Source organism: Mesorhizobium sp. M1A.F.Ca.IN.022.06.1.1 (assembly GCF_003952605.1).
Lineage (GTDB): Bacteria > Pseudomonadota > Alphaproteobacteria > Rhizobiales > Rhizobiaceae > Mesorhizobium.
In genome coordinates this window covers 12,511-34,776 of the sequence record NZ_CP034455.1, presented here as the reverse complement: position 1 = coordinate 34,776, position 22,266 = coordinate 12,511, and the positions used below count along the sequence as shown (strand labels likewise).

Here is a 22,266-nt window from a genome sequence, read left to right as displayed (position 1 = left end):
TGAGCTCGAAGCGTCGATCTGCAGGATCCAGACCGGCCCGTGACCGGCAAAGCCGGCGAGAAAGGGAATTACCACGGAATCGTCACCGCCGAGCAGGATCGGCACGGCCGACGCGGCCAGGACCTCGCGCGTCTTCGCTTCGATCCGCGCCCGGTTTCCCTCATTGTCGTGCATGACCGTCGAGATGTTGCCGGCATCGACGCAGCAGACCGGCTTGCCGTCGAACAATGGACCGCCGAGATCTAAATCCCAATGCTCGACCAGCGGCGCATCGTCCTGGCTCGCAGCGCGGATGGCGTCGGCGGCCAGAGCATGGCCGCTGCTGTCCTTTCGCGGATAGGTGCTGCCATGACCGGCACCGTAGATCACCATGCGAGGCACGCGGCCTCCGGCGAGGCAATCGGGAAAGCCAAGAAAGGAAGATGAAGAGGTCATTGTTCAATAGTCCGAATGTGAGCTCTCGCGGCGAGGGGCACGTCGATAGGATCGCTTTATCGCCTCTACGTGATCCATATCAGAAAGTCGCATAAGATAGAGTTTGGAACGTCAAAAATAGTTCCAGAACTCTACGAAGCAGTTTCGTTCTGATTTGCGAGATTAAGTCAAGCGCGCTTTCGCAAACTAACAAGTCTTTGCGTACGCTCATCTCTGACTGGACCAACCGTAAGGTCTGGATTGGCAGCTAATACTGCCAGCAGGAGCTTCACGTCAGAGGCTTGGTGCTCATGCACCCAACCCGCAATCTGGACCATGCCAGACGCTTGCCGCTGGTCGCGAATACGCTTCGCGGCCAGCCGTTTCTGTTCCTTCCGATCCGGCATCAGCGATCATCCTTCCGCCGCCGAAGCGACGAGGCGATATCGACTAAGGAGCCGATCGCCACGATGATGAAGAACAGGACGCCGCCTGTCACGATCAACACGAACACCGCGTTTTCCATCAGAACACCCCAAGGATCATGGACGCCCACGTCATGAGACCGTTGAGCATCAGTTGCTTATAGCGATGGACATGACCGGCGATATACAGATACCGGTCAACCCATCGCGTGTCTTTGCGGTAACGCTCCGCACGATACTCATAATACGTGACGATGTGCAGATACATGATCCGGTGTTCCCCGTTTTGTGCACTCACGGCACTTACGCGTTTTAAGGTTGATGGTGCGGCGAGCGCCGCACCCCTTGCAAAGAGGGAACAGTTTGATTTTCATTTTAACCCCGCCTTATTGACTTAACTGTCTATTAATAGACGACTCAAAGAACGCGGGTCAAGAGCACCACGGGATGAACTTGCGCAAGCCGCCCTTACGGCCTCCGCCATTCGTCGGCCGATTGTGATCCGGCTTCTTTTTACATGTCGGCTGGTCGCGCACCTTGTCTTTGTGGTGACGGTCTTTGACCGGCTCCACCGCCGAGATTTTGAGCCGGGATTGCTGGCGCTTGCCGCTTTCCGTTGGTGCTAAGTACCCAGCCGCTACGCGTCTGTCGTGCTCCGCACGCGCGGCCGCTCTCCGCTCTGCCAGATGAAGGCTATCCAGCCCAGCAGAGACGCCGAGACGCCGCAGGGAGGGAAGGGGAGGGAGCTTGGCAAAATTCGTCCTGGACGATTTTACAGGCCGCCCCAGCTTTGCTCCCGATAGCGCCGGCTTGGGTCCACCAGCCTTTCCGCGTTGCTCTCTGCGCTCTCTTTTGCGCCGATTTTCGTATGCCATATCAAATCCCCTTCATAGTTCTTGAAATACCACTGCCGCCCATAGGCAGTGTCGCTGAAATAGCAGTTGTGCTTTTCAGAGAACGTTGGTGCCGACCCGCCCGGAGGCGGCTTGAGCGGCACTGGAACCTTGCCCCGGAAGCCTTCAAAACGAAGGTCTACATTTTCCGGTGTGTGCCGGTTCCTGTAATCCTCAATGAGATCGCTCCACGGCGTGGACAGGTAGCACCCGCCAGCCTCCTCGAAACGGCGCAGATACGCCGAAACGAATAGGTCAGCCGAAGCCGACCCCTTCGCTAGATAGAACAAGCGCGGTTTCCCGGTATGGCGATCAATCGCTTCCGGAAACCAGTAGTAGAGGTCTTGCGGAGACAGACCTTGCGCCACGTAATCGCCGGCCAGCCGGTCGAAGTATTCCGCCCCCAGCGGCGGTTTCTTGGATAGGGACATGTGGCCTTGCCGTTCGGCAGCGCCAATGTCCTTTGAAATGTATTTCATGACGTAGCGAATTGAGGCGTAGGACGGCTTTTCCCAATGGGAAAAACCCGCCGTCCAATGTTCCTGCATGAACCGTTTATTCAGTTCATGCGGAGGAACGCGTTCTTGCCAGAACGCTATCAGATGCCAGTGAGCCCGGCCCTTTTCCGAGCCGTATTCCCCGGCCACGAAGTACCGCAGCGGATAGCCGGCTTTGCGGAGCCGCTTGAAGTACTTCTGAACATCTGAATACGTCAACAGCGCAGCCCGTAGGTGATCCTCGTTCCCATCCTCGTCGCGACCGTAGGTCAGCGTAATCGAGTGAGTGGCTAGCGCTGTTTTACTTTCGGCAATGCATCGACCGACCCAATCGTTGATGCGGTTTTCTCTGCATTGCCAGCATTTGTGACACGCAGCCTCAACGCCGCCGTCGAGTTTCAAGGGAGTTGCACACATTCGCCTATTCGCCGTTAAGTTGCGGTGTCACTAAATGCATATGGGGACGAGGAAACCCGTATGCGTGGGCGGTGCGCGCGCGCGTGTACGTGATACTCACACGCGACGCACCGCCCCGCAGGCACGGCACAAAAGCCGGTCCGCTACAGCCCACTTTGAGGGGAGCGCGGACCGGCTAGAGACGCCGATGCCTACTAATAGACAGACTCAGGAACGCTTAACGCGACCGGTCCAACCGTCCTCGAATTTCAGGACGTTTTGGGCCCGGTGTTTGAGCACCTTCCATTCAGCCAGTTCCCAATGGGCCGGGTCCCAGAATTTCCAATCCCCGCCCCAAACGAGCTTGAGCCCGTTCTGGATAGCCAGTTCCTTTCCGACATGCGCAACGATGTCCCATTGCGCCTTGGAGAGGTCCCAACCCTTGGTTCCGTGCACGATGTCAACGGCACAGCCCCAATTGTGCGCGCTTTCGCCGGCCTTGGCCTTTGTGACGCCGCGCACCCATGCCGAGCTTTGGTCATCCATGGAGCGCCACACGCACGACGCCCACATTGGGACATCGAGCGCTTTCATGCGGCGCACCAACAGCTTTTCGAACAGCAGAATATCCGGGTGCGCGTCCTGGCGATCCGCGCGCCATTGCTGTTCAACGAACTTTTCGGACTGGCAGAAGGGCCGGTTAGCGATCCCGGCCAGAGAGGTACGCAGGCTGCTCTCAGGGACAGCCGGAGGCGGCGGCGGAAATATCCGCTGCCGCACGTCGCTCACTTGGCCGTGCTCACCGGCAAGCAGTTCCAGCTTGCCGATGAGACGCGTCCGGAGCCCTTTATCTTGGGGAGCCCCGTCCGACATTAGGCTTCACCGCCGCCAGCTTCCCCGCCGTCGTCGTCGCCTGCTGGCGCTGCACCACCAGTTGCCTTGCGTGGTGCTCGCCCGCGTACCGGAGGGGTTGCCGGTTCGGCTTCAGCCTCTTCCGCCAGTTCTTCACGTTGCGTAGGCGCTCCGATATGAAGGTTACCGCCGGTGCGGACCACTTCAGCATCTTCAATTCCTTTCTCCTTGAGTGCGGCGATCTGGCGAGCATGGTCCTGATCCATGATCGCTAGACGCCTTTCCATGTTCTGGTTCATGAGGAACATCATTTCCTCGAGTTCCGGGTTCCGCGCCCGGCGATGAGCGATCTTGGTGAAGCTCACCGGGTCCGCGACCTCGATGGCAGTAGGCTCCATTTCGGCCGTGTAGTACCGCACCGGGTCCGAGCCGTCCGCGCTGATGCGGAACGGGTTCGAGCCCGTGCCGAACTCGACAAGGCTGATGCCGGCCGGGACCGTCACCAGCAGATCATCCGTCAGCACCTCGCCCGTGTCCTTTTCCGAATAGGAAATGAACAGCGAGGTTTGGAACCGGCAGTTAACCTTGAGCCGGATCGAGCGAGGATTGCCCGCCGCGAACTGGATGACTTCGCCCGGAGCGATCGACGCCCACCGCGACAGGTCGTTAAGCTTGATGATTTCCATTTGTGCAGCCCCTCCTTAGGGCTTGGCAAAATTCGTCCTGGCGGACGGGTTAGGGCTTCACGATGCGGGACTGATCGACCTTTGCGAGCACAGCCGCATAGTCGTTGGTGGCCTCGACCAGCGCGCCACCGAACACGGTGTTTCCTTCGATGAGGAAATCGCCCTGTGTCACGACCTCGAACGGGTCTTGGTTGGTCACGACAAAGACGTTCGTGTGCATGTTGGTGCACAGGTAGAAGTCCGTGCCGAGAGTCGGATTGACCGTCTCGACAGCCCAAAGGCGCTGCCGGTCTTCATCGAACGGCGCGGCCGGGTCCGGCCGGTAGAACTTGCCGCCGATACGCGGTTGCGTGATGTTCCAGCGATAATTGAGAGGAGCATAGCCGAACGTGCCGGTAGGCGTGGCGTGAGCCACGTCAATGTAGCGGTTCGGCACGGCCTCGACCTTTTCCGGGTCGAGCTCGTCCCGCAGATAGTGCGGGAAGTTGCGCCCGTCCTTCTGCCCGGTCTGCAACAGGTGGAACATGGGGTCGGCCTGCCGCTCGAACATCTGTTCGGGCGTGATTTCGGCCACGACCATGATAATGCCACCCGTCGCAATGCGCGGTGTCTGGATTGCCATGTCCACCATGGTTGCACCGTTGACGACGCTTTCCTTGAGGTTGGCCGCGTCCGTCGCATAGCGCTTGGACATGCCAAAGATCGTCGTCTGCTCCCCGATGAGGATAGGCTGCATCATGGCCTGTTCGGGAATGGTCAGACCATCCATGAGCATGTTGATCAGGTACTGATCCGAATGCTCATTGTACTGGGTCCGCAGCCGGGCAAACGCCGCCGTTTTCTTCGCCAACTCAATGTTGGACAGCGAAACGGTAATGCCGGCGTTCTGCAACTCCGCATAGATTTCCGGGATTGCGGTTCCGGCGACGCCGGTCGAAACCTTCATCCACGGGCCACCGCTTTCGAACGGACGGGCGAAGCCGTACGTCTTGGACACGTTGCCGGTTTCGACAACGCTTTTGTTCGCGGTAGGCGCGCCGGCAAAGCCAGCACTGTCGCGGCCGATACCCCTGATCGGAAGGTTCTGCGAGGTCACGTTGAGCGGCACCTGGCCGTCGATCACCGCCTGATCGAAGTCGGGCACAATGTGCTTGAACTGCTCATGACGCCAGAAGGCCGGCGCCAGCGAATAATCCGTGTAGGAGCGGAGCGCGAGGTTCGGAGAACGGTTCTGCGCCCGGAAGTTCCAGATGGTGTTGTACGCGTCGTGGTACGCGTCCGTGACGGTATCCGTGCTCTTGGCATGCAAGCCAAGATAAACGGAAATGTCGTCGGGGCTGGTGCCCTTCACGCGGTTCTTGAACACGTCCTTCACCGCACCGGCAAGGCCGGCGACGCCTTCGAATGCGCGGTTGAACTCGTCGATGCTCTCGAACCGATCCGCAAGAGCGGGGAAGGGGACGAGGTACGCCTTCACCGACACGTAGACGGCATTCATGAGGATTTCCGCCGTTTCCATCATTTCGAAGGAGAACCGCAGACGACCAGAGCGAACGCTGTCTTCACGCAGCAGCGGAGCCGCGCAGATGGGAACCATCTTGCCGGCCGGCAAGGAGGTGATACCGCGCGCCGTATGGACACGGTGCGAACGCGGAACCGCGATTGGAGTTGTCGACAGACGCGACATGCTAAGAAGGTCTTTTGCCATTACGCTTTCCTTTCAAGCGTTTGAGAAGTTTGAGGATTTTGGCCTTGCGCCGCCGACAGGAGGCGCAAGCCATCAGAAGCCGCCGAGCGGCCCGACACCGCTTTGCTGGAAGAGCAGGGGAGGCAGTTGAACCTGATCACCGGAGGCGATAGCGCCGGCCCGGAACCAGTCTTTGACGGCCTTGCGGCCACGGGCAAAGACATCATCCGCCCCCGGCCAAGCCTTGCGGATATTGGCGTCAAGGTCCGCGCCGGCATTGACGATTGCGCCAATCCAGCCGCCCGGGTCCGAGTACCGGCTTTCCCATGCATCCGCATCCGGCCGGGTCTCGTCCACCACACCACGCCCGGCAAACGGGTTGGTTGCGGTGAGCTTTCCGGGTTCGAGCGCGCCCGGAGCGGCCGAAATCGCCGCCGTGCCGCTCTTGGCCTTCACCGGCCCCGACGCCGTGGCGCGGGTGTAGATTGCCCCGGTTTCGGCATTGAGGTTGCGGACTTGCGCGTCGAGCAGCGCAAGCTCCTTTTCGCGCCGCTGATCCGCCATGGGGTCAAAGTTCTGGAAGAAATTGCCCATGGACGAGAGAGCCGCCGACAGTCCGTTGCCGGGTGTCGTCGTGGAGGTGAAGCCAGCCGCGCCACCGTTGCGGAGAGCGGTTAGCGGGTTGAACCCCGCCGCCTCCGCGTCGCGGACCATGCGAGCATAGTCCACATGGCTGGTAGTGGTTTGGTCACCACCGCCGAGAAGGGCACCACCGATTGACCCGATGGCACCCAGAAGCGCCCCGATGAACTAGGCCGCCTCCTTGGGCAGAGAGGCGGCAACCTTGCCCGCGATCACGTCGAAGCCGACGAGCGCGATAGCGATCAGCCCATTCACAAGCTGATCGGCCAAGTCGCCTTCAAGGCCCTTGGCTACCAGATAAGCGCCAAGAGCAGTCCCAATGCGAGTGGCCAGCGGTACGACGATTGAACGAAGTAGGACATGTTTCATTTGCCTTTCGGTTCCTTTCATCTAGCTTTCGTGCGACCTTCGGTCGCATAAGATAGATTATGGAACTTACGTATGTAGCACGAAGCTGGTTTTGCTACGGTTCTCCTGGGCTTTCCGTGCGCGCTTCAAAGGCGTCAACGCGGTCCTTGATGTGTTCGTGAATCCTTGTAGCCGCCTCCGCCGCGCTGATCGCTGTTACGTCGATCGTCAGGCTGTTCGGGTGCTTCGGGTCAAGGACAGCGACTGTCCGGCTGCGGCGGCGCGCCGCTTCCGGATCGATAGATTTGAGACGGTCACGTCGAGTTGGCGACATCACGCGACGAACCAGTTCGGCCTCTTCGCAAAGCAAGCGCACAGGCACGAAGTGAGCGCCTCGTCGATCCGACGCATCTTTCATCTGCTGGTAGAACGCGAGGCTCCTCGCGTCTCCTTGGATGCCGGAGTTCGTGAAGATGAAGTTGGCGGCGGGAGGACAAAGTGTTGCCACGGTGTCCAACACAGCCTGACGGACCTTGGCGGTCTGCTCCCAGACGGCATCAGGCAATGTGCGGCGACCGTCATCGGCAAGCAGTGCCAATATAGGATTGTTGATCCAGTGATTGTCGATGACCTGGCCGGAAAGTGCCGTTACGAGTTCCCGTGCGATCGTCAGCTTGCCGACGCCAGGGAAACCGAGCAGCAGAACAAACACACTCTGAACCATCGATCAGTTTCCGAAGCACCAAAGAGAATCGGATTGACGACTAAGCGCCAAAGTGAACAGGCGTCTTTATCGCTCTGATTCACAAGGAATTTCGATCGTCATGCCGTCATAGGCCGGCACCACGTGGTCCGGCGTCTCGGCCATCACGGCGGCATAGTCCAGCGGCACATGCATATGCGTCAGCACCGCGTTTTTCGGCGAGAGCTTCTCGATCCAGCCCAGTGCCTCGGCAAGCGACAGATGGCTCGGATGGCTGTTGTACTGCAGCGCGTCGATCACCAGCACGTCAAGGTCTTCAAGCCTTCCCGCGGTGGCAGCTGGAAAGTCGCTGATATCGGGGCAATAGGCGATCCCGCCAATGCGGAAACCGAGCGAAATGATGTCGCCATGGATCTGCGGCAGCGGCTCAAGGGTGAGGGGACCCCCCTCGCCTTCGATCACCACCGGCTTGGCATGGTCTATGAGATGCGGCCTGACGATCGGTGGATAGGAACTGCCCGGGGGCGTCTCGAAGCAGTAGCCGAACGCCTGGCGCAGCCGCAGCATGGTCGGCTGGTCGGCATGGATATCGATACGACGGCGTTGCTCGAGCACGAAGCCGCGCAGATCATCGATGCCGTGAATGTGGTCGGCATGCGGATGGGTATAAACCACCGCGTTGATGTGCTTGACCGAAGCAAGCAGCATCTGGGCGCGGAAATCCGGTCCGGTGTCGATGACGACGGTGGTGCGGCCGCCATTCCCTGCGATCCGCTCGACAAGAGCAGCCGTGCGCATGCGGCGGTTCTTCGGATTGGCCGGATCGCAATTGCCCCAGTCGCCGGTGATGCGCGGCGTACCGGGCGACGAGCCGCAGCCGAGAATGGTGAGGCGCAGCTGGTCGCCCATGTCAGGCCGCCGTCACGTCCGGTCGCGGCATCTTGGTAAACAGCCGGAAGACATTCTCGGTGGTGATGTCGGCGATCTCCGCCTCGCTGACGCCGATGGTCTCGGCCAGCACCTTCGCCGTATTCGCGACATAGGCGGGCTCATTGCGTTTTCCCCGATGCGGGATTGGCGCAAGATAAGGCGCGTCGGTCTCGACCAGCAGCCGTTCGCGCGGCACATCTGCGGCAATCGCGCGCAACTCGGTCGAGTTCTTGAAGGTCAGGATGCCTGAGAAGGAGACATAGCCGCCCAGCGCCACGCCGACTTCCGCCAGCCGACGCCCGGACGAAAAACAATGCAGGATGAAGGGGAAAGCGCCCTTCCCTGTCTGCTCCTCGAGAATCGCCGCCATGTCGCCGTCGGCGTCGCGCGAATGGATGACCAGCGGCAGGCCGGTCCGGCGCGCGGCGGCGATGTGAGTGCGGAAGCCTTGCGCCTGTGCCTCGCGCGGCGCACGGTCGTAGAAATAGTCCAGGCCGGCTTCGCCGATCGCCACCACCTTGGGATGGTCGGAAAGCCGTACCAGCTCCTCTGCGGTCACATCGAGCTCTTCCGCCGCATTGTGCGGATGAGTACCAACTGAGCAATAGACCTCACTAAAAGCTTCAGCAATTTCAAGGATTTGCTGAAAACGCTTCACGCGCGTTGAGATGGTCACCATGCGGCCGATCCCGGCTGCGAGAGCGCGGGCGACGATAGCCGCCCGCTCCTCGGCAAAATCCGGAAAATCGAGATGGCAGTGACTGTCGACAAGCATCAGGCTTTCGTGTCCTGCTCGACGTAGCGGGGAAACACGCCCTCAGGCACCGGCAGCGCCGTGCCGGGCACCAGCGCATGGTCTGCGTGGACATGCGCGAAATTGCGCTTGTCCGCCGGCACAGCCAGCAGGTCGAGCAGCCTCGCCGCCGATCCGGGAATGAAGGGCTGGCAAAGCACCGTCACGCGCCGGACAAGCTCGGCCGTCGTCCACAGCACCGTCTCCATGCGCTCCGGATCGGTTTTGCGCAGCGCCCAGGGCTCCTGCGACGCGAAGTAGCGGTCGGCGTCGGCCACCACGCCGAAGATCGCCGCCAGCGCCAGATGGATGCCCTGCTCCGCCATCGCTCTGCGTGCCACCGCAAGCGCCTCCACCGCCTGGTCGAGGATCGCCGCGTCGGCTTCGGTGAGCTCGCCGCGCTTCGGCACCGCCCCGCCGCAGTTCTTTGCGATCATCGACAGCGAACGCTGCGCCAGATTGCCGAGGCCGTTGGCGAGATCCGCATTGGTGCGGTTGACGATCGCTTCGTGACTGTAGCTGCCGTCCTGCCCGAACGGCACCTCGCGCAGGAAGAAATAGCGTACCTGGTCGAGCCCGTAATGCTCGATCATGGCGAACGGATCGACGACATTGCCGACCGATTTGGACATCTTCTCGCCGCGGTTGAACAGGAAGCCGTGGGCGAACACGCGCTTCGGCAATTCTATGCCGGCCGACATCAGGAAAGCCGGCCAGTAGACCGCGTGGAAGCGCACGATGTCCTTGCCGATGATATGCGTCGCCGGCCAGTAGAGCCATTGCTCGGATTTGGTGTCGGGATAGCCAGCGGCCGTGATGTAGTTGGTCAGCGCGTCGACCCAGACATACATCACATGCTTGTCGTTGCCCGGTACAGGCACGCCCCATTTGAACGTGGTGCGCGAGATCGACAGGTCCTTCAAGCCGGACTTGACGAAGCTGATCACTTCGTTACGGCGCTCCGCTGGACCGATGAAGTCTGGCCGGCTCTCATAAAGTGCCAGCAATTTGTCCTGATAGGCGGAAAGCCGGAAGAAGTAGCTTTCCTCCTCGTTCCATTCAACCGGCGAGCCAAGCGGCTCGCGGCGCACGCCGTCGTCGCCGAGCGTGGTTTCGCTCTCGTCGAAATAGGCTTCCTGGCGGACCGAATACCAGCCGCTGTAGCGATCAAGATAGATGTCGCCATTGGCGGCCATCGCCTTCCAGATCGCTTGGCAGGATGCGTAGTGACGTTGTTCGGTCGTGCGGATGAATTCGTCGTTTGAGCCCCGACTGTCTCGGTCATCGAGCGAAAGATTGCCGAATTGCGGTCGGCGAGCGTTATCGGCGCGATGCCTTCCTTCTCGGCTGTCTGCTGCATCTTGAGGCCATGCTCGTCGGTGCCCGTGAGGAAGAACACTTCCTTGCCGTCGAGACGCTGGAAGCGGGCCAGCGCGTCGCTGGCGATGACCGTATAGGCGTGGCCGATATGTGGCTTGCCATTCGGATAGAAAATCGGCGTGGTCAGGTAGGATTTTTCGCGTGACATGAATGAACCGTCATGAAGGTCTGAATGTGAGTTGTGGCGGTGGATAAACTATCGGCATGGCGATTGCCATCCCGATGCATGCCGCCCGAAAGTGGTGCCCGGTTTTGGGGCAGCGGCATGCACTAAGAAAACCGTCACATTCGCATCACAGAATTCAGGCGGTCGATCATGGTCAGGGCGTGCTGCTTCTTGTCGAGATTGTAGGTCTCTGCCTCAGATATCGTGTTCACGGCCTCGTGCCAAGCGTCGGACAGCGTTTTGGCCCTGGCGAGGTCGCCGGCTAAGGCCGCTTCGCTGGCGGCGGCCGACAGCAGATCGAGCGCGCGGCGGTTGAAGATATCGAATTGGATCGCCTGGTCGCGGCCGGCAACGGCTTCGGCAAGCCGATGGGCAGCGGCAATGTCCGGCTTTTGCGCCGCCACCAGCGCGTCGAGCGCGCCGGCGATTTCCAGCCCGCCATACTGGGTAAGCAGGATCGCGTTGCGCGCGCTGCCCCCTGCCCGCTCGGCCAAAGCCGCGCGCGCCGCCGGATCGACCGGCGGCGGCGGCTCGGTGCCTTCCAGCACACCCATCAATTCGTCCGGCGCAAGCGGCGTCAGCCGCACCATCTGACACCGCGACCGGATCGTCGGCAACAGGCTGCCCGGCGCATGGACGATGAGGATGAACAGGGTGCGCGCCGGAGGCTCCTCAAGATTCTTGAGCAAGGCATTGGCGGCATTAGTGTTCATGTCGTCGGCCGGATCGACGATGACGACGCGGTAGCTGCCGTCATGCGAGGTCATAGACAGGAAGCGGCTGACCTTGCGTATCTCGTCGACGGTTAGCACAGTCTTGAAGCTTTTGGTCTTGTCGTTGGCCGGACGGGTGAGATGCAGCACCGAAGGATGCGCGCCGGTAGCGATCTGGCGAAACAGCGACGAGGCCGGATCTGGAACGGCAAGCGCTTCGGGCGCGGCCGCAAAATCGGGATGTCTGAGAAGGTGATGCGCCAAGTGGAAGGCAAGCGTGGCCTTGCCGATGCCGTGCGGCCCGGCGAGGATCAGCGCATGCGGCAGCTTACCGGCGCGGTAAGCGGTGGCAAGCATGCCCGCCGTCTGCGCGTGGCCGATCAGCCGCGAAGTTTCCGATGGCTCGGGAACGCCGTCCAACGTGTCGTGCTGTTCGGGGGCGATGCGTTCGAAGATCATGCAGGCGCCGTCTGCTTCCTTTGCACCGGCATCCGCTTTTCCAGCACCGCGAACACGGCCGCAGTGACGACGTTTTCCACCGTTTCGGGATCGGCCGACGCATCGATCACTATGCAGCGATCCGGCTCCGCCTCGGCGATCGCCAGGAAAGCCTCCCGCCGGCGCTGGTGGATGGCCACAGTCTCCTTCTCGAAGCGATCGGCGCTGTCGCCGGCGCCACGGCGTGCCGCCGCGCGCTTCAGACCTTCGGCCGGATCAATGTCGAAGATCAGCGTCATGTCGGGGACCATGCCGTTGATGGCGACCGCCTCCAGCGCTTCCATGAAATCCGGATCGAGCCCGCCGGTAACCCCCTGATAGACGCGCGAGGAATCGATGAAACGGTCGCAAAGCACGATCGTGCCGCGCTCGACCGCCGGCCGGATCACCTGCTCGACATGGTCGGAGCGTGCGGCGGCGAAGAGGATCGCCTCCATCTTCGGGCCGAAGGGCTCGGCGGCCCCGGACAGAAGCACATGTCTCACCGCCTCGGCGCCCGGCGAGCCGCCTGGCTCGCGTGTCACCAGAACCTCGTATTTCTTGGCGCGCATGCGCCGTGCCAGCCGCTCGATCTGCGTCGACTTGCCGGCTCCTTCGCCGCCTTCGAAGGTGATGAAAAATCCGCTCGCCAATCGTGAATGCCTTCGCCCGTGCTGGCCGCTGTCATAGCTCCCGTCCGGCAAAAGGTCCACGAGCCTGCCCGATCACAAATGTTTCTGACGCAGCCAGCCGACAGCCAGTTCCTTGGCGGCGTCAAGCGCACGCTGCGGCAATGTCCCGACCTTCACCGCCTCGGCGGCGAAAAGCGGCGTTCGCTGGCTGAGCGTGTCGCCTATCCAAACGCGCAGCTCCCCGACCGGTTGCCCCTCCTCCACCGGCGCCGCCACCGGACCGTCATAGACAATTCTGGCGGTCAGCTTGTCGCGGTTGGTTATCGGCAGAAAGATGTCCACCGGGCCCTTGGCTTTCAAGGCCACGCCGGATTTGGCGCCGCCGAACACTTCGGCTTCGCCGACGACCTCATCCTTGGCGAAGATCTCCGTCTTCTGGAAGGAGCGCGACCCCCAGTCTAGCAGCTTGCGCGCCTCCTCGGAGCGTTCCCGGTCGCTCGCCAGACCGCTCAGCGCCGCGATCACCCGAATGCCGTTGTGGCTGACCGTGCCGACAATCCCGAAGCCGGCGGACTCGCTCGCCCCGGCCACGAAGCCGTCGGCATCGATGCCCATGGCCAAAAGCGGATTGCGGTTCCGCTGGGAGATCTTGTTCCAGGTGAAGTCGGGCTGGCCGTAGTAGTGGAAGAACTCGGGATAGTCGCGCCAGATGTGCAGCGCCAGCATCGTGAGCTCCCGCACTGTCGTCTGCTGGCCATCTGCCGGCAGCCCGGTCGAATTGACGAAGGTCGATTTCGAGAGACCAAGCTCGCGGGCACGCTCCGTCATCTGCGCGGCGAAATTCGCCTCCGAGCCTGCCATGCCTTCGGCAAGCACGATGCAGCCGTCATTGGCGGCCTGCACGGTCACGCCCTGGATCAGATCCTCGACACGGACCGCCGATTTGAGCTTGGCAAACATCGTCGAGGTGCCCGACGGCGCGCCGCCGGTGCGCCAGGCGTTTTCGCTGACCACGAAAGTATCGTCGAGCGTGATCCGCTTCGATTTGATGGCGTTGAAGACCACCTCCATCGTCATCAGCTTGGCCATCGAAGCCGGCGGGATCGGCTTGTCGGCATCCTTGGCGAAAAGCACCGTGCCGGTGTCGGCGTCGATCATGAAGGCCTGGGCCGCCTTGGTCTCGAAAAGCTGCGCACCGGCCGGGGCTGCCCAAAGCAGTATCAGCGCCAGGCCTAGTAATCCGGCGAAAGGCTGAAAGATGCGGAACTGCATGAAAAATCGACCCACTTAGCCGTGCTGGCGTCGACAAGCTATCAGGGTTCTTTCCGCTGGATCAACGGCGGGCGCGAAATTGATCAGTTTCGCACAACCAATGCGTCCGGCGCGCCGTGCGACCAGGCCGCCTGCAGCAGGTCGTCGATGCTGCTATGGCCATCCGGATAGACGTTGACCGCGTACCAGTCGTTGCCGTCGAGCTCGGTGCGCTGGATTTCAGTCCTGCCGAACGGCTCGAGCGCCGCCGCCACTCGGTTTGCCTGCGCCGCATTGTCAAAAGAGCCGGCGGCCACATAATCGGAGGCCGGCGCCTGTTCCTGGCCGTTCGACTTCTTCCACGACTGGAGGATGTCGGCCGGCGACATGCCGCTGCCGTCGAGGGCGGCAAAGACGTCGGCGTGATTGACGCGCTCATCCGCGTAGGACAGCGACGCCATGGCGAAAGGCGAGTTCGGCGGCAGCCTGAACTGCGGCCGCTCCGGCACGATCGGCCCGAAATCCGGCAGCACGACATCGCTGGCGTCCTGCGCTTGCCCCGACGTCGCCGGTTGCGCGGTCGGCTGCTCCGACAGACCGGGCTGCGTGCCAAAAGCCTGCCCAGAACTGGTCAACTGGCCGGGGAACGGCACGGCCGCTGGAGGTGCATCGCTCATCGACAGGCTGGGCGACGGGCCGTTCATGGCCACCATCACGCCCGTCGGCAGGCCGTCGGACGGATCGGGCCGCCTGTTGCCGGGACGGTAGGAAGCCATCAGATACTGGTCGTCATTGCCGTCGAGCGGCGCCCGACCGACATATTCGACCTTCACCCTTGCCGTGCCGACCTTGCCATAGTCGAGCATTTGCGCGGCACGTTCCGAGACGTCGATGATGCGGCCCTCATGATATGGGCCGCGGTCGTTGACGCGGACGATAATCGAACTGCCGGTCTCGAGATTGGTGACGCGGGCATAGCTCGGCAGCGGCATGGTCGGGTGCGCCGCCGTCAGTTGCATCGTGTCATAGACTTCGCCGTTGGCGGTCAGCCGGCCGTGGAAGGCATCGCCATACCAGGAAGCCAGGCCAACCTTGGCATATTTCTTATCCTCCTTGGGATAGTACCACTTGCCGCGCACCTGGTACGGCTTGCCGAGTTGGTCGCGGCCGCCGCCGCGCCGCATGAAGGCAACGCGCGGGCTCGCCTTCACGCCATATTCGGATTCGGCGAAATACTCCTTGGAACGCGGCCGCTTGTCGACCATGCCTTTCGGTTGCGGCGTGGACGTACAGCCGGCAAGCAGCGCCACCGAGAGGGCGCACAGCACGAAGGCAGGAGCGCGACGAAGACGCGGGCGCGCCGAAGTCTGCATGTTTTCGATTGTCCCCTACAGTCTCGCCGCCATCAATCGGAGCCAAGCGCCCCGAATGCAGCAACACCTTGATCCCCAATCTCTTTGTGCACAGGAAATGTTTATTACGATGTTAACCGATTATGGCCGGAACCGGGCGAGATTATGGCGGGGAAAAAAGTGCCACGCGAGTGAGCCTTGCGTGGATGAGCGCCGGATGGAGGGGCAGCTTTTTGAAGGGGACTTCCATTTCCAACCGGCGCTCACAGCGCTGGAATTGCCCGCGCCAAGCAGGAGTTTAGCATGGGCGTCCACAAGGCCTGCCTAGATCGAACGGATGAACTCGGCTCATCCATATGAGCAGTGGTTTCACGGATCAGTTGGGAGACGCTGTCGCGCCTTGCCGGAGGCGTTGCCGTCGGGCTGGACAAGAAGACGCCCACCACGTTCTCCGTAGCGGGCGCTAGTTCGGGAGGAAGTGAGAGACGCTTGCGGTCTGGGTCGTCCCCTTGCCCGCTAAGGACGGTACGCCTCGTTTGACTGGATAATAAGCGCGCCAGGGTTGAGCCGCCGCATATTCTGGTTGCGTGACATTTTCGCCACAGGCATAAAAGCGCCCGGCCAACCAGGCAGCCGGGCAATGCATCGTCTGTCCCCGACCGCAGGAAGGCACGTCGTGGTGGTTGACGCAGCCCTGACCGCCGCACTACAGCAATGAAGCGCTAACCGGTCGCAAATGCCTCGGCGTCAATTTTGTGCCGACCATTGAAATTGACCGATAGCGACGATCGTAAGTGGTTGAAAGACCATGCTGGAGGGATGGCCGAGCGGTTTAAGGCACCGGTCTTGAAATTCGCTCACTGTCATCCCTGCCCTTCCCGACCTGTCCCCGAAAATCCTTGCCTAGCAAGGCTTTCAGCGGTTCGGGCGGATGCTTTGTCCCTGACCGTGCCTGCCCATACCGTAGCATTTAGTTGCAAAAAGCGTAGCAGCACGTTCCCGGCACGTTCTTGAATCAGCGGGCACTCAAAAGGGATTAGAAGGGCGGCAAACGTTGATCGACGTTGGCAAACGTTAGCCTTCAACCCGACGCCAGCTATACGTTCCTGCTCCGCTAATTTGCTGCTGTTCGGCGGCCACGCCGTCACGAACATAGCGACCCCAGGCGAAACCGTATGGCCATTTCTTGATTACCACTCGCTCAACCCGGATGAAGTGGGAAGGTAACTGGAGCCAGGATTCTTTGATCACATCGAACGGCACTGTTCGGCCGTTCAATTCCCAAAGCTGAAAAATGTTGCGCCAACCGACGATTTCGGTGAGCGGAGGGCCAGTTTCGGGATCCACGACGCCTTCTCTGAGCTTGACCAGGCGTCGTCTTGAGTCCTCAAGGACGCTATGGCAGAGCCGGCATAGTGTTACCAGGGCGCTTTCGGGAACTAGCAACGGATTGCCGGTTTCGCTGTATCCCCAGTTGCTCACCCCTTCGGCCTCCGTAGCCACCGGCCTCCAATGATGGATGTTCAGCAGGTCGGTCGACAGGCAATTCCGACACTTGCGGCTGTCGCGTTCGAGTACCCTTTCCCGCAACGCGAGCCAGTCAGGGTCGTGGTAGTCGAGAGGCCGTCGCGGCGTGTCACTCATGATGGTCTACTTCTTGCAGAACGACCTGAATTCATCACGCTCCTCCTAGGTCGGCAAGACTGTCTCTCGGCTCGCCCCGGAGCATGAAAAAGCCCGGCCACCTAAATAGCCGGGCCCCCTCCGATCCGATGGTCACAAGTCAAAGTTTTTTGCGAGGTTGAGCCGCCGCCATCGTCATCACGGCGCCCTTGGGTGGAGATGGAATCGCTTGCCGTATTCCGCGGGAATCATCGTCCATGGGGAAGTGGCGAGGAAACCTTTACCCCCTCGCCGGCTAGACGACGAATGTCCGCCGCAATGGAAGCGTAGGCCTCGTTTGCATTGGCAAAATCTTCCAGCCTCAGCGTGTCGCTCGCCCTAAGCTTCACCATCATGCCGTCCATGGTATGTGCGGGTATGCCGAAAATGCTCATTCCGATCTGCCACTCGTGATCACAGGCAGCATTGAACTCCTTTTCCTCTGCCTTGTAGCCAAGTAGACGGTGCTGCTCTGCGAGCCTCTCGCAAAATAGTTCCCATTCGGCCTTTACCAGATCCCGCTCCCGATCCACTTCCGCTTGCCAGGCTGCGACCGGTGCCGGGCGCCATTGGTCGTGCTTGAGATCTGCAACAGTAGCCTTCTGCACCGCCGCCTGATGCATTTCCCAGAGGTCGTCCGGCATTGCCGGCGCCTTCCAATCATGAGGATGAAGCGGCCGAGGACCGGCGGCCTTTTCAGCTTTCTTGCTCTTGCGCCTCTGGGACCGCTCAATCTTCTTCAAGCGAGCAGAAGCGACCTCCATTTCGCTTTCGAACCGGAATAGTTCAGCATCAGGATGCTCGCCGATCGCAGCATTCGAAGCAGGCGTTTCGCCTGCTTGCGCCTCTTGGGCGCTAACCACTGCAGCCAAAGCCGCAGTGGCAGCGGCTGAAGACGCGAGAAGGGCGCGACGATCGACATGCTGATTCATGAAACTCTCCTGTACAAACTCTTCAGTGACGCGTGCGTATTTCGCAGGCGAAGACCAGCGCATAAGCAGCTTACGTATGAAGCCATTCGACTGGGGATTGCGGGGATAATTGGACATACCTTCGGCGGCTGCCCGAACAGGTGTGTTCGGCATCTGCATTTCTCCCGTTTCTGGTGATGAGAACTCATTTACTATGTGATAACCTACGATCCCGTTTAGAGGTTGTCAACAGCTTTCTAGGTATGGTAACTAGAAATGGCAATCTTAGAGGGAGAAAATGCTCACAACGGGAAATCAGCTCAAGGCCGCCCGCGCACTCATCGAGATTGAGCAAAAGGAAGTGGCCGACCTTGCTGGCGTGAACGTCAACACAATTCGGAGCATGGAAGCTGCCGGTGCCGGACCGATCGCCGGCCGAGCGCAGAACGTCCAGGCTGTGCAGCGGGTGCTAGAAGCTCGTGGGGTGGAGTTCCTGAACCATGGTCGCCCTGGCGTTCAACTCCGCCAGACGTAGGTTGCCGCGGCTAGAGCGAATCCTCACGGATCGGCAGTAAGAGCGTTGGCGTGTGTTCCAAGGTTGTAGTACACACCAACTTGCCACATTTGGCTCTAAATTCAGATCCTGGAGTGAATACCTTGACCGAACAAGATGAAGTTGAAGACATCGATCTAGTCGGACTGACGGCGGATGTTGTCTCAGCGTATGTGAGCAACAATCCCCTCCCCGTCAGCGGTCTAGCTGACCTCATTGCATCGATTCATTCGTCGTTGTCAGGCGTTCGCCAATCAAGCGACCCCGAGAAACCTGCTCGGGCGCCCGCGGTCAACCCGAAGCGATCGGTGTTCCCCGACTACATCATCTGCCTAGAGGACGGGAAACAGTTCAAATCGCTGAAGCGCCATCTCGACTTGCACTACGGGCTGACGCCCGACGAGTACCGGGCCAAGTGGGGGCTGAAGCCGGATTACCCGATGGTGGCGCCGAACTATGCGGCGCAGCGATCGGCGCTGGCGAAGGCGGCCGGGCTCGGGCGGAAGGCGCCGGCGAAGCAGGCGAAGGGCAATGGCAAAAAGCGCTCTCCGGGATGAACGCGGAGCCTTGCCAGTAACGACGCAAGGCCGTCGATGACAGCCGGTAGGCGGGTCGGTGGTTAAATGTGGCGGCTGTGGCGCATCCGGTCCGGTCTGCATCGACGAATTCAACGCCATCAAAAGCTGGAATCGCCGTCCCGCAACACCCGACCGGGATTGAAACTGAGCTAGTAACCGGCCTCATCTTCGCCAAGGTCACAGAATACCCGACCGGCGGGGCGCCGATAGGAATGTTTTGATGATCCGGATCCTTGTTGCGGCCGGTGCCCTTGCGCTGGCCGGCTTTGTTGCCCGCCCGGCAAACGCGCAAGAGACTTTCCATGGGTATGATTGCACCGATGACTGCTCGGGACACGAAGCCGGCTATGATTGGGCGGCAAGGAACGACATCATCGACGAGCGAGACTGCGATGGTGATAGCCAATCGTGCAACGAAGGCTGCCAAGCATACGTCGAAGAGCAAGCGGACAGTGCACCCCCGAACAGTCAACCCGACGATGAAAACGACGGGGACCGGTACGAATAGGAATCCAGCCTGCGAGCCGTGGGGCCGCGCCATTGTCGATCAGGTGCTGCCTTCGGCATTCAACCGTAATGGAACTTCGGCTTTGGCTCGGTACCCTCAAATTCGACGCCGACGCGGTCATTCTTTCGCCAACGAACGACAGCTTTGTAAGCGATCCCGTCGACGGGAACGTAGAGCAGAAAGGGTGCTGGGATCTGAATGTCTGCGGCCAACCTCAGTTCGGCTCCTTGGGAGTGCTGATTGCGTAGTGAGCAGCTGATTTCCGAGTCTCGGAAACCAGTGATGATCGTTCCGCCCTTCAGCACGCGCGGGCGTTGTTCTCGACGGGGAGCGTCTGGAGGTGGGGTTTCCATAGGCTTACAACGTGAACGGCGTTCCAGCGCTCCGTGGAGCCGAAAATTATGGCTCAAGCAGGGCGGGACCACAGAGCGCCCAACCTGCTCACAGTTACCTCGTCAGGCTCGGTGTCGGCGGCGGACCACTCGATTGGTGTCGTCGGTGACGCGAACCCATTGGGTCTCGTCTCGCCGGTCCTGTACGTGGCGGCCGGTCACCCATTCAGCGGCTGCTTTCGGTGAGGTAGTCCTCGCGTAAGCAGTAGAGACTGCATCCGCCCCCGACATCATTTCAACGGTGTAGCTGTTCATTGGATAGCTCTTCCATAAAGGGCTTTCAAAGGTCTGAGGACCAAGAGCCCGCTCGCTGAGGGCACAAGCGGCGCTCCAGGGGTCTCTGCTACCCAATGGCGCGATCCTCTACTGGCATCGCGCCGCGAAGCCAAACCTGCCGGCTGGCGGAATGTTCCGATGCGACCGAAGTCGGATGGTCTGACGCTTTGGTCCCTACGCTGAAACTAAATCCTCGCGATAGCATTGGATGGAACCGGCGGGGAAATGCGCCACCTTCCTCGTCGGCAACCGCTAGATCGATGCCCGCCATCCCGTTGCCCGGGATGACGGGCATCGTGTTTTCAGCATCCTTGTCCGGTCGCCGCTTCTCTGTTCAGATTGGGAAATAAAAGGAGCAGAGGTCGCACATGAAGGTCTATCGGGTGGAAGAGATGGATGGGGACAGCGTTGTGACTAGTCGTACCATCAACGCCAATACTCCATGGGTGGCAGCGGAAACAGCCACGGGCAGTGAGGTCACGGATCTACGCGGTGACGAACAGCGCTGGATCCGGGTCACGAATGAGGCAGACGGGGTTGTTAACAGGTACGCCTTCAAGTGATCTGATCGGCTGTTTGCCGGGCGAGCCGTTCTGCTCATCCATCAGGTGAACCTGAGGCGACCCGGCCTGTCGCGGGTGGGTGGGATGTGGGGATCAGGCCGGGCCTCTTACCCCGTTCCGAGCCGGGGCAGACGCGCATTATGCGCCGCCTTTTCAGCGACTGACATTTTCTAAGACTTAAGCGAATAAGCCCGGCAAACGGGCCGCCTCAGAGATGCCCGGCCTGCCGAGGTATCGAGGGGACCTAGGGCGCACAGGCCGGGCTCTTACCCCGATGACCGCGGGGCAGAGAGGGATTATGCGCCCCTTCCAGCGGTAGGCATCCACGTTTTTAGCGGTAGCTACAGAAAAGCCCGCCGCAGCTAATTAGCTTAACGGCGGTTATGGATATCGCTAGGCTCTGCTCCGCTTAGAGAGCGAGCGCCATAGGTCCGTCTCATCCGTTGTGCCGTCAACGAAAGCTTGGAACACTTCTCTAGCCAGATATTCCCGCTGTTCGCGATCCTTCTTGGCTAGACGCCGCTCGTCGCACAACCGGCTAAACACCCGCTGGAGCATGTCCAGGTCAGCGGGCCCGTAGACGCCACTGCAACGCGACAATGACATGAGCGCCGCCCTTCTGCGCGGCGGCAGATTATTTCATGAAAGGGCACGAACTGCGACCGGCTTTTTATTAGCTACGTCTAAAGTTCTGATGCCAATCGCCGAAAGTTATGCATAATCCACGCTTGCCCCTCTGCCCAAAACGGGGGCATGGCCCGGCCTGTCTACCCCAGGTCACCCAAAACCCCGCAGGCCGGGCCCCCATGCCTGCATCGTGCCGCGCCGACTGACCAATCTTCTGTTTGTGCGATGGCTGTCCCGTCCATTTTTTCCACCCGATAGGGGTGTCAAGAGGTACGCGTTCAAGTGACCTGTGGATTGTGACTGGCTGTTGACATCAACTGGCCTAGAGCTGGTTCGCGCTAGCCCTGCTTGAGGAGCCGCGCCTCGCGAAGCAGCGAGCTCGGATTATTGCCAATTATCTCGACGAGCTCGCGCGCTTGCGCTTCGGTGATGCCGGTTTCTCGGATTAGGAATTGCACCCTAGATTCCTTGTGAGCCTGTGCTCGCTTGCCAAGCTCTTGCTTGATTTCGGCCATACGAAAAGTCCCCTAGTCGCGCGAAACGCGATTGGGCCGAGTTTTGTTCCCGTGAAAAATTCGCTGCAGCTGCTGAGCGTAAGCGGCGGCTCCGGGGAAGCAGGAAGGCTTATCATCGAGGACCCAATAGCCCCGACATCGTTTGTAACTTTTCCAAAAGCGCGTATGTTGACCTTGTGGCATCCGGGCGGTTGGGAACGAGTATCTGGACCATCATCTGGAGTGCCCCTATTGCGGCACCATCCGGCTAAGGCTCCCCAAGGACGCCGAGCCCTCGACGCCGCTCAAGTGCGACGATTGCGGCAAGTACCTCGGTACATGGGATGAGCTACAGAGCGATTTCGAGCGCCAGGGCGGCAACAGTGGCGCGTTCCGCCTCGATAAGGGGCGCATCCAGAAGCTCGGCTAACGCGTTCGCCCGCCGGAAATAAACGAAAGCCCGTC

The 22,266-nt window shown here is 60.6% G+C and carries 21 protein-coding genes and 2 pseudogenes; 3 read left to right on the top strand and 20 right to left on the bottom strand.

What is annotated here, in order from left to right; genetic code table 11:
* Positions 1-9: 9 nt before the first annotated feature.
* The 18 genes and pseudogenes from EJ078_RS00185 to EJ078_RS00100 form a co-directional block, all read right to left on the bottom strand.
* Positions 10-435: pseudogene (locus EJ078_RS00185) on the bottom strand (arginase family protein); the annotation flags it as partial.
* 504 nt (positions 436-939) lie between these two features.
* Positions 940-1,107: a hypothetical protein gene (locus tag EJ078_RS00180; RefSeq protein WP_208721042.1), complete on the bottom strand. Its 168-nt coding sequence runs from the start codon at positions 1,105-1,107 to the stop codon at positions 940-942.
* A gap of 504 nt (positions 1,108-1,611) precedes the next feature.
* Complete coding sequence (locus EJ078_RS00175) at positions 1,612-2,631, bottom strand: hypothetical protein (RefSeq protein ID WP_208721041.1); 1,020 nt, start codon at positions 2,629-2,631, stop codon at positions 1,612-1,614.
* A gap of 222 nt (positions 2,632-2,853) precedes the next feature.
* On the bottom strand, positions 2,854-3,498 hold the full coding sequence (locus EJ078_RS00170; RefSeq protein ID WP_208721040.1) for a M15 family metallopeptidase: 645 nt from the start codon (positions 3,496-3,498) through the stop codon (positions 2,854-2,856).
* On the bottom strand, positions 3,498-4,163 hold the full coding sequence (locus tag EJ078_RS00165; RefSeq protein WP_208721039.1) for a hypothetical protein: 666 nt from the start codon (positions 4,161-4,163) through the stop codon (positions 3,498-3,500). The genes EJ078_RS00170 and EJ078_RS00165 overlap by 1 nt, the downstream gene beginning before the upstream one ends.
* 49 nt (positions 4,164-4,212) lie before the next feature.
* Positions 4,213-5,871 (bottom strand): hypothetical protein, encoded by a 1,659-nt coding sequence (locus EJ078_RS00160; protein ID WP_208721038.1) that lies wholly within the window; start codon positions 5,869-5,871, stop codon positions 4,213-4,215.
* Between the two features lie 72 nt (positions 5,872-5,943).
* A complete protein-coding gene (locus EJ078_RS00155) occupies positions 5,944-6,564 on the bottom strand; it encodes a hypothetical protein (protein WP_208721037.1) in 621 nt (206 codons plus the stop codon).
* 96 nt (positions 6,565-6,660) lie between these two features.
* On the bottom strand, positions 6,661-6,882 hold the full coding sequence (locus EJ078_RS00150) for a hypothetical protein (RefSeq protein ID WP_128294527.1): 222 nt from the start codon (positions 6,880-6,882) through the stop codon (positions 6,661-6,663).
* 73 nt (positions 6,883-6,955) lie between these two features.
* On the bottom strand, positions 6,956-7,564 hold the full coding sequence (locus EJ078_RS00145) for a chloramphenicol phosphotransferase (RefSeq protein WP_127216611.1): 609 nt from the start codon (positions 7,562-7,564) through the stop codon (positions 6,956-6,958).
* 66 nt (positions 7,565-7,630) lie between these two features.
* Positions 7,631-8,452: an MBL fold metallo-hydrolase gene (locus EJ078_RS00140; protein ID WP_127403956.1), complete on the bottom strand. Its 822-nt coding sequence runs from the start codon at positions 8,450-8,452 to the stop codon at positions 7,631-7,633.
* 1 nt (position 8,453) lies between these two features.
* Positions 8,454-9,248 (bottom strand): TatD family hydrolase, encoded by a 795-nt coding sequence (locus tag EJ078_RS00135; protein ID WP_208721036.1) that lies wholly within the window; start codon positions 9,246-9,248, stop codon positions 8,454-8,456.
* A pseudogene (gene metG / locus EJ078_RS00130) lies at positions 9,248-10,794 on the bottom strand (methionine--tRNA ligase). The gene EJ078_RS00135 and the pseudogene metG overlap by 1 nt, the downstream one beginning before the upstream one ends.
* Before the next feature lie 134 nt (positions 10,795-10,928).
* On the bottom strand, positions 10,929-11,984 hold the full coding sequence (locus tag EJ078_RS00125) for a DNA polymerase III subunit delta' (RefSeq protein ID WP_127403958.1): 1,056 nt from the start codon (positions 11,982-11,984) through the stop codon (positions 10,929-10,931).
* The gene (tmk, locus tag EJ078_RS00120) at positions 11,981-12,655 is read right to left on the bottom strand and encodes a dTMP kinase (RefSeq protein ID WP_127217493.1); all 675 of its coding nucleotides are present in this window, start codon (positions 12,653-12,655) and stop codon (positions 11,981-11,983) included. Before tmk ends, EJ078_RS00125 begins: the two co-directional genes overlap by 4 nt.
* A gap of 72 nt (positions 12,656-12,727) precedes the next feature.
* Positions 12,728-13,906, bottom strand: a complete 1,179-nt coding sequence (locus tag EJ078_RS00115) for a D-alanyl-D-alanine carboxypeptidase family protein (protein WP_095825413.1) — start codon at positions 13,904-13,906, stop codon at positions 12,728-12,730.
* 83 nt (positions 13,907-13,989) lie between these two features.
* Complete coding sequence (locus EJ078_RS00110) at positions 13,990-15,258, bottom strand: septal ring lytic transglycosylase RlpA family protein (protein WP_127403959.1); 1,269 nt, start codon at positions 15,256-15,258, stop codon at positions 13,990-13,992.
* A gap of 1,053 nt (positions 15,259-16,311) precedes the next feature.
* Positions 16,312-16,881 (bottom strand): hypothetical protein, encoded by a 570-nt coding sequence (locus EJ078_RS30045; RefSeq protein WP_245457148.1) that lies wholly within the window; start codon positions 16,879-16,881, stop codon positions 16,312-16,314.
* A gap of 227 nt (positions 16,882-17,108) precedes the next feature.
* On the bottom strand, positions 17,109-17,984 hold the full coding sequence (locus EJ078_RS00100; protein ID WP_127216595.1) for a hypothetical protein: 876 nt from the start codon (positions 17,982-17,984) through the stop codon (positions 17,109-17,111).
* Positions 17,985-18,108: 124 nt separating this feature from the next.
* Here EJ078_RS00100 and EJ078_RS00095 point away from each other — a divergent pair, with 124 nt between their 5' ends.
* The 3 genes from EJ078_RS00095 (at position 18,109) to EJ078_RS00085 (ending at position 19,449) form a co-directional block, all read left to right on the top strand.
* On the top strand, positions 18,109-18,345 hold the full coding sequence (locus EJ078_RS00095; RefSeq protein ID WP_127216594.1) for a helix-turn-helix transcriptional regulator: 237 nt from the start codon (positions 18,109-18,111) through the stop codon (positions 18,343-18,345).
* 122 nt (positions 18,346-18,467) lie between these two features.
* Positions 18,468-18,920 (top strand): MucR family transcriptional regulator, encoded by a 453-nt coding sequence (locus tag EJ078_RS00090; RefSeq protein ID WP_127216593.1) that lies wholly within the window; start codon positions 18,468-18,470, stop codon positions 18,918-18,920.
* Positions 18,921-19,161: 241 nt separating this feature from the next.
* Positions 19,162-19,449, top strand: coding sequence for a hypothetical protein (locus EJ078_RS00085; protein WP_206517843.1), 288 nt, complete (start codon positions 19,162-19,164; stop codon positions 19,447-19,449).
* A 59-nt stretch (positions 19,450-19,508) separates the two neighbouring features.
* On the opposite strand, the gene EJ078_RS30040 is transcribed toward EJ078_RS00085, so the two are convergent.
* Both EJ078_RS30040 and EJ078_RS00080 read right to left on the bottom strand, forming a co-directional pair.
* Entirely contained in the window at positions 19,509-19,802 is a 294-nt protein-coding gene (locus tag EJ078_RS30040; protein WP_245459030.1) for a PilZ domain-containing protein, read from the bottom strand.
* Positions 19,803-21,645: 1,843 nt separating this feature from the next.
* The gene (locus EJ078_RS00080; protein ID WP_164747113.1) at positions 21,646-21,822 is read right to left on the bottom strand and encodes a hypothetical protein; all 177 of its coding nucleotides are present in this window, start codon (positions 21,820-21,822) and stop codon (positions 21,646-21,648) included.
* Positions 21,823-22,266 lie beyond the last annotated feature (444 nt).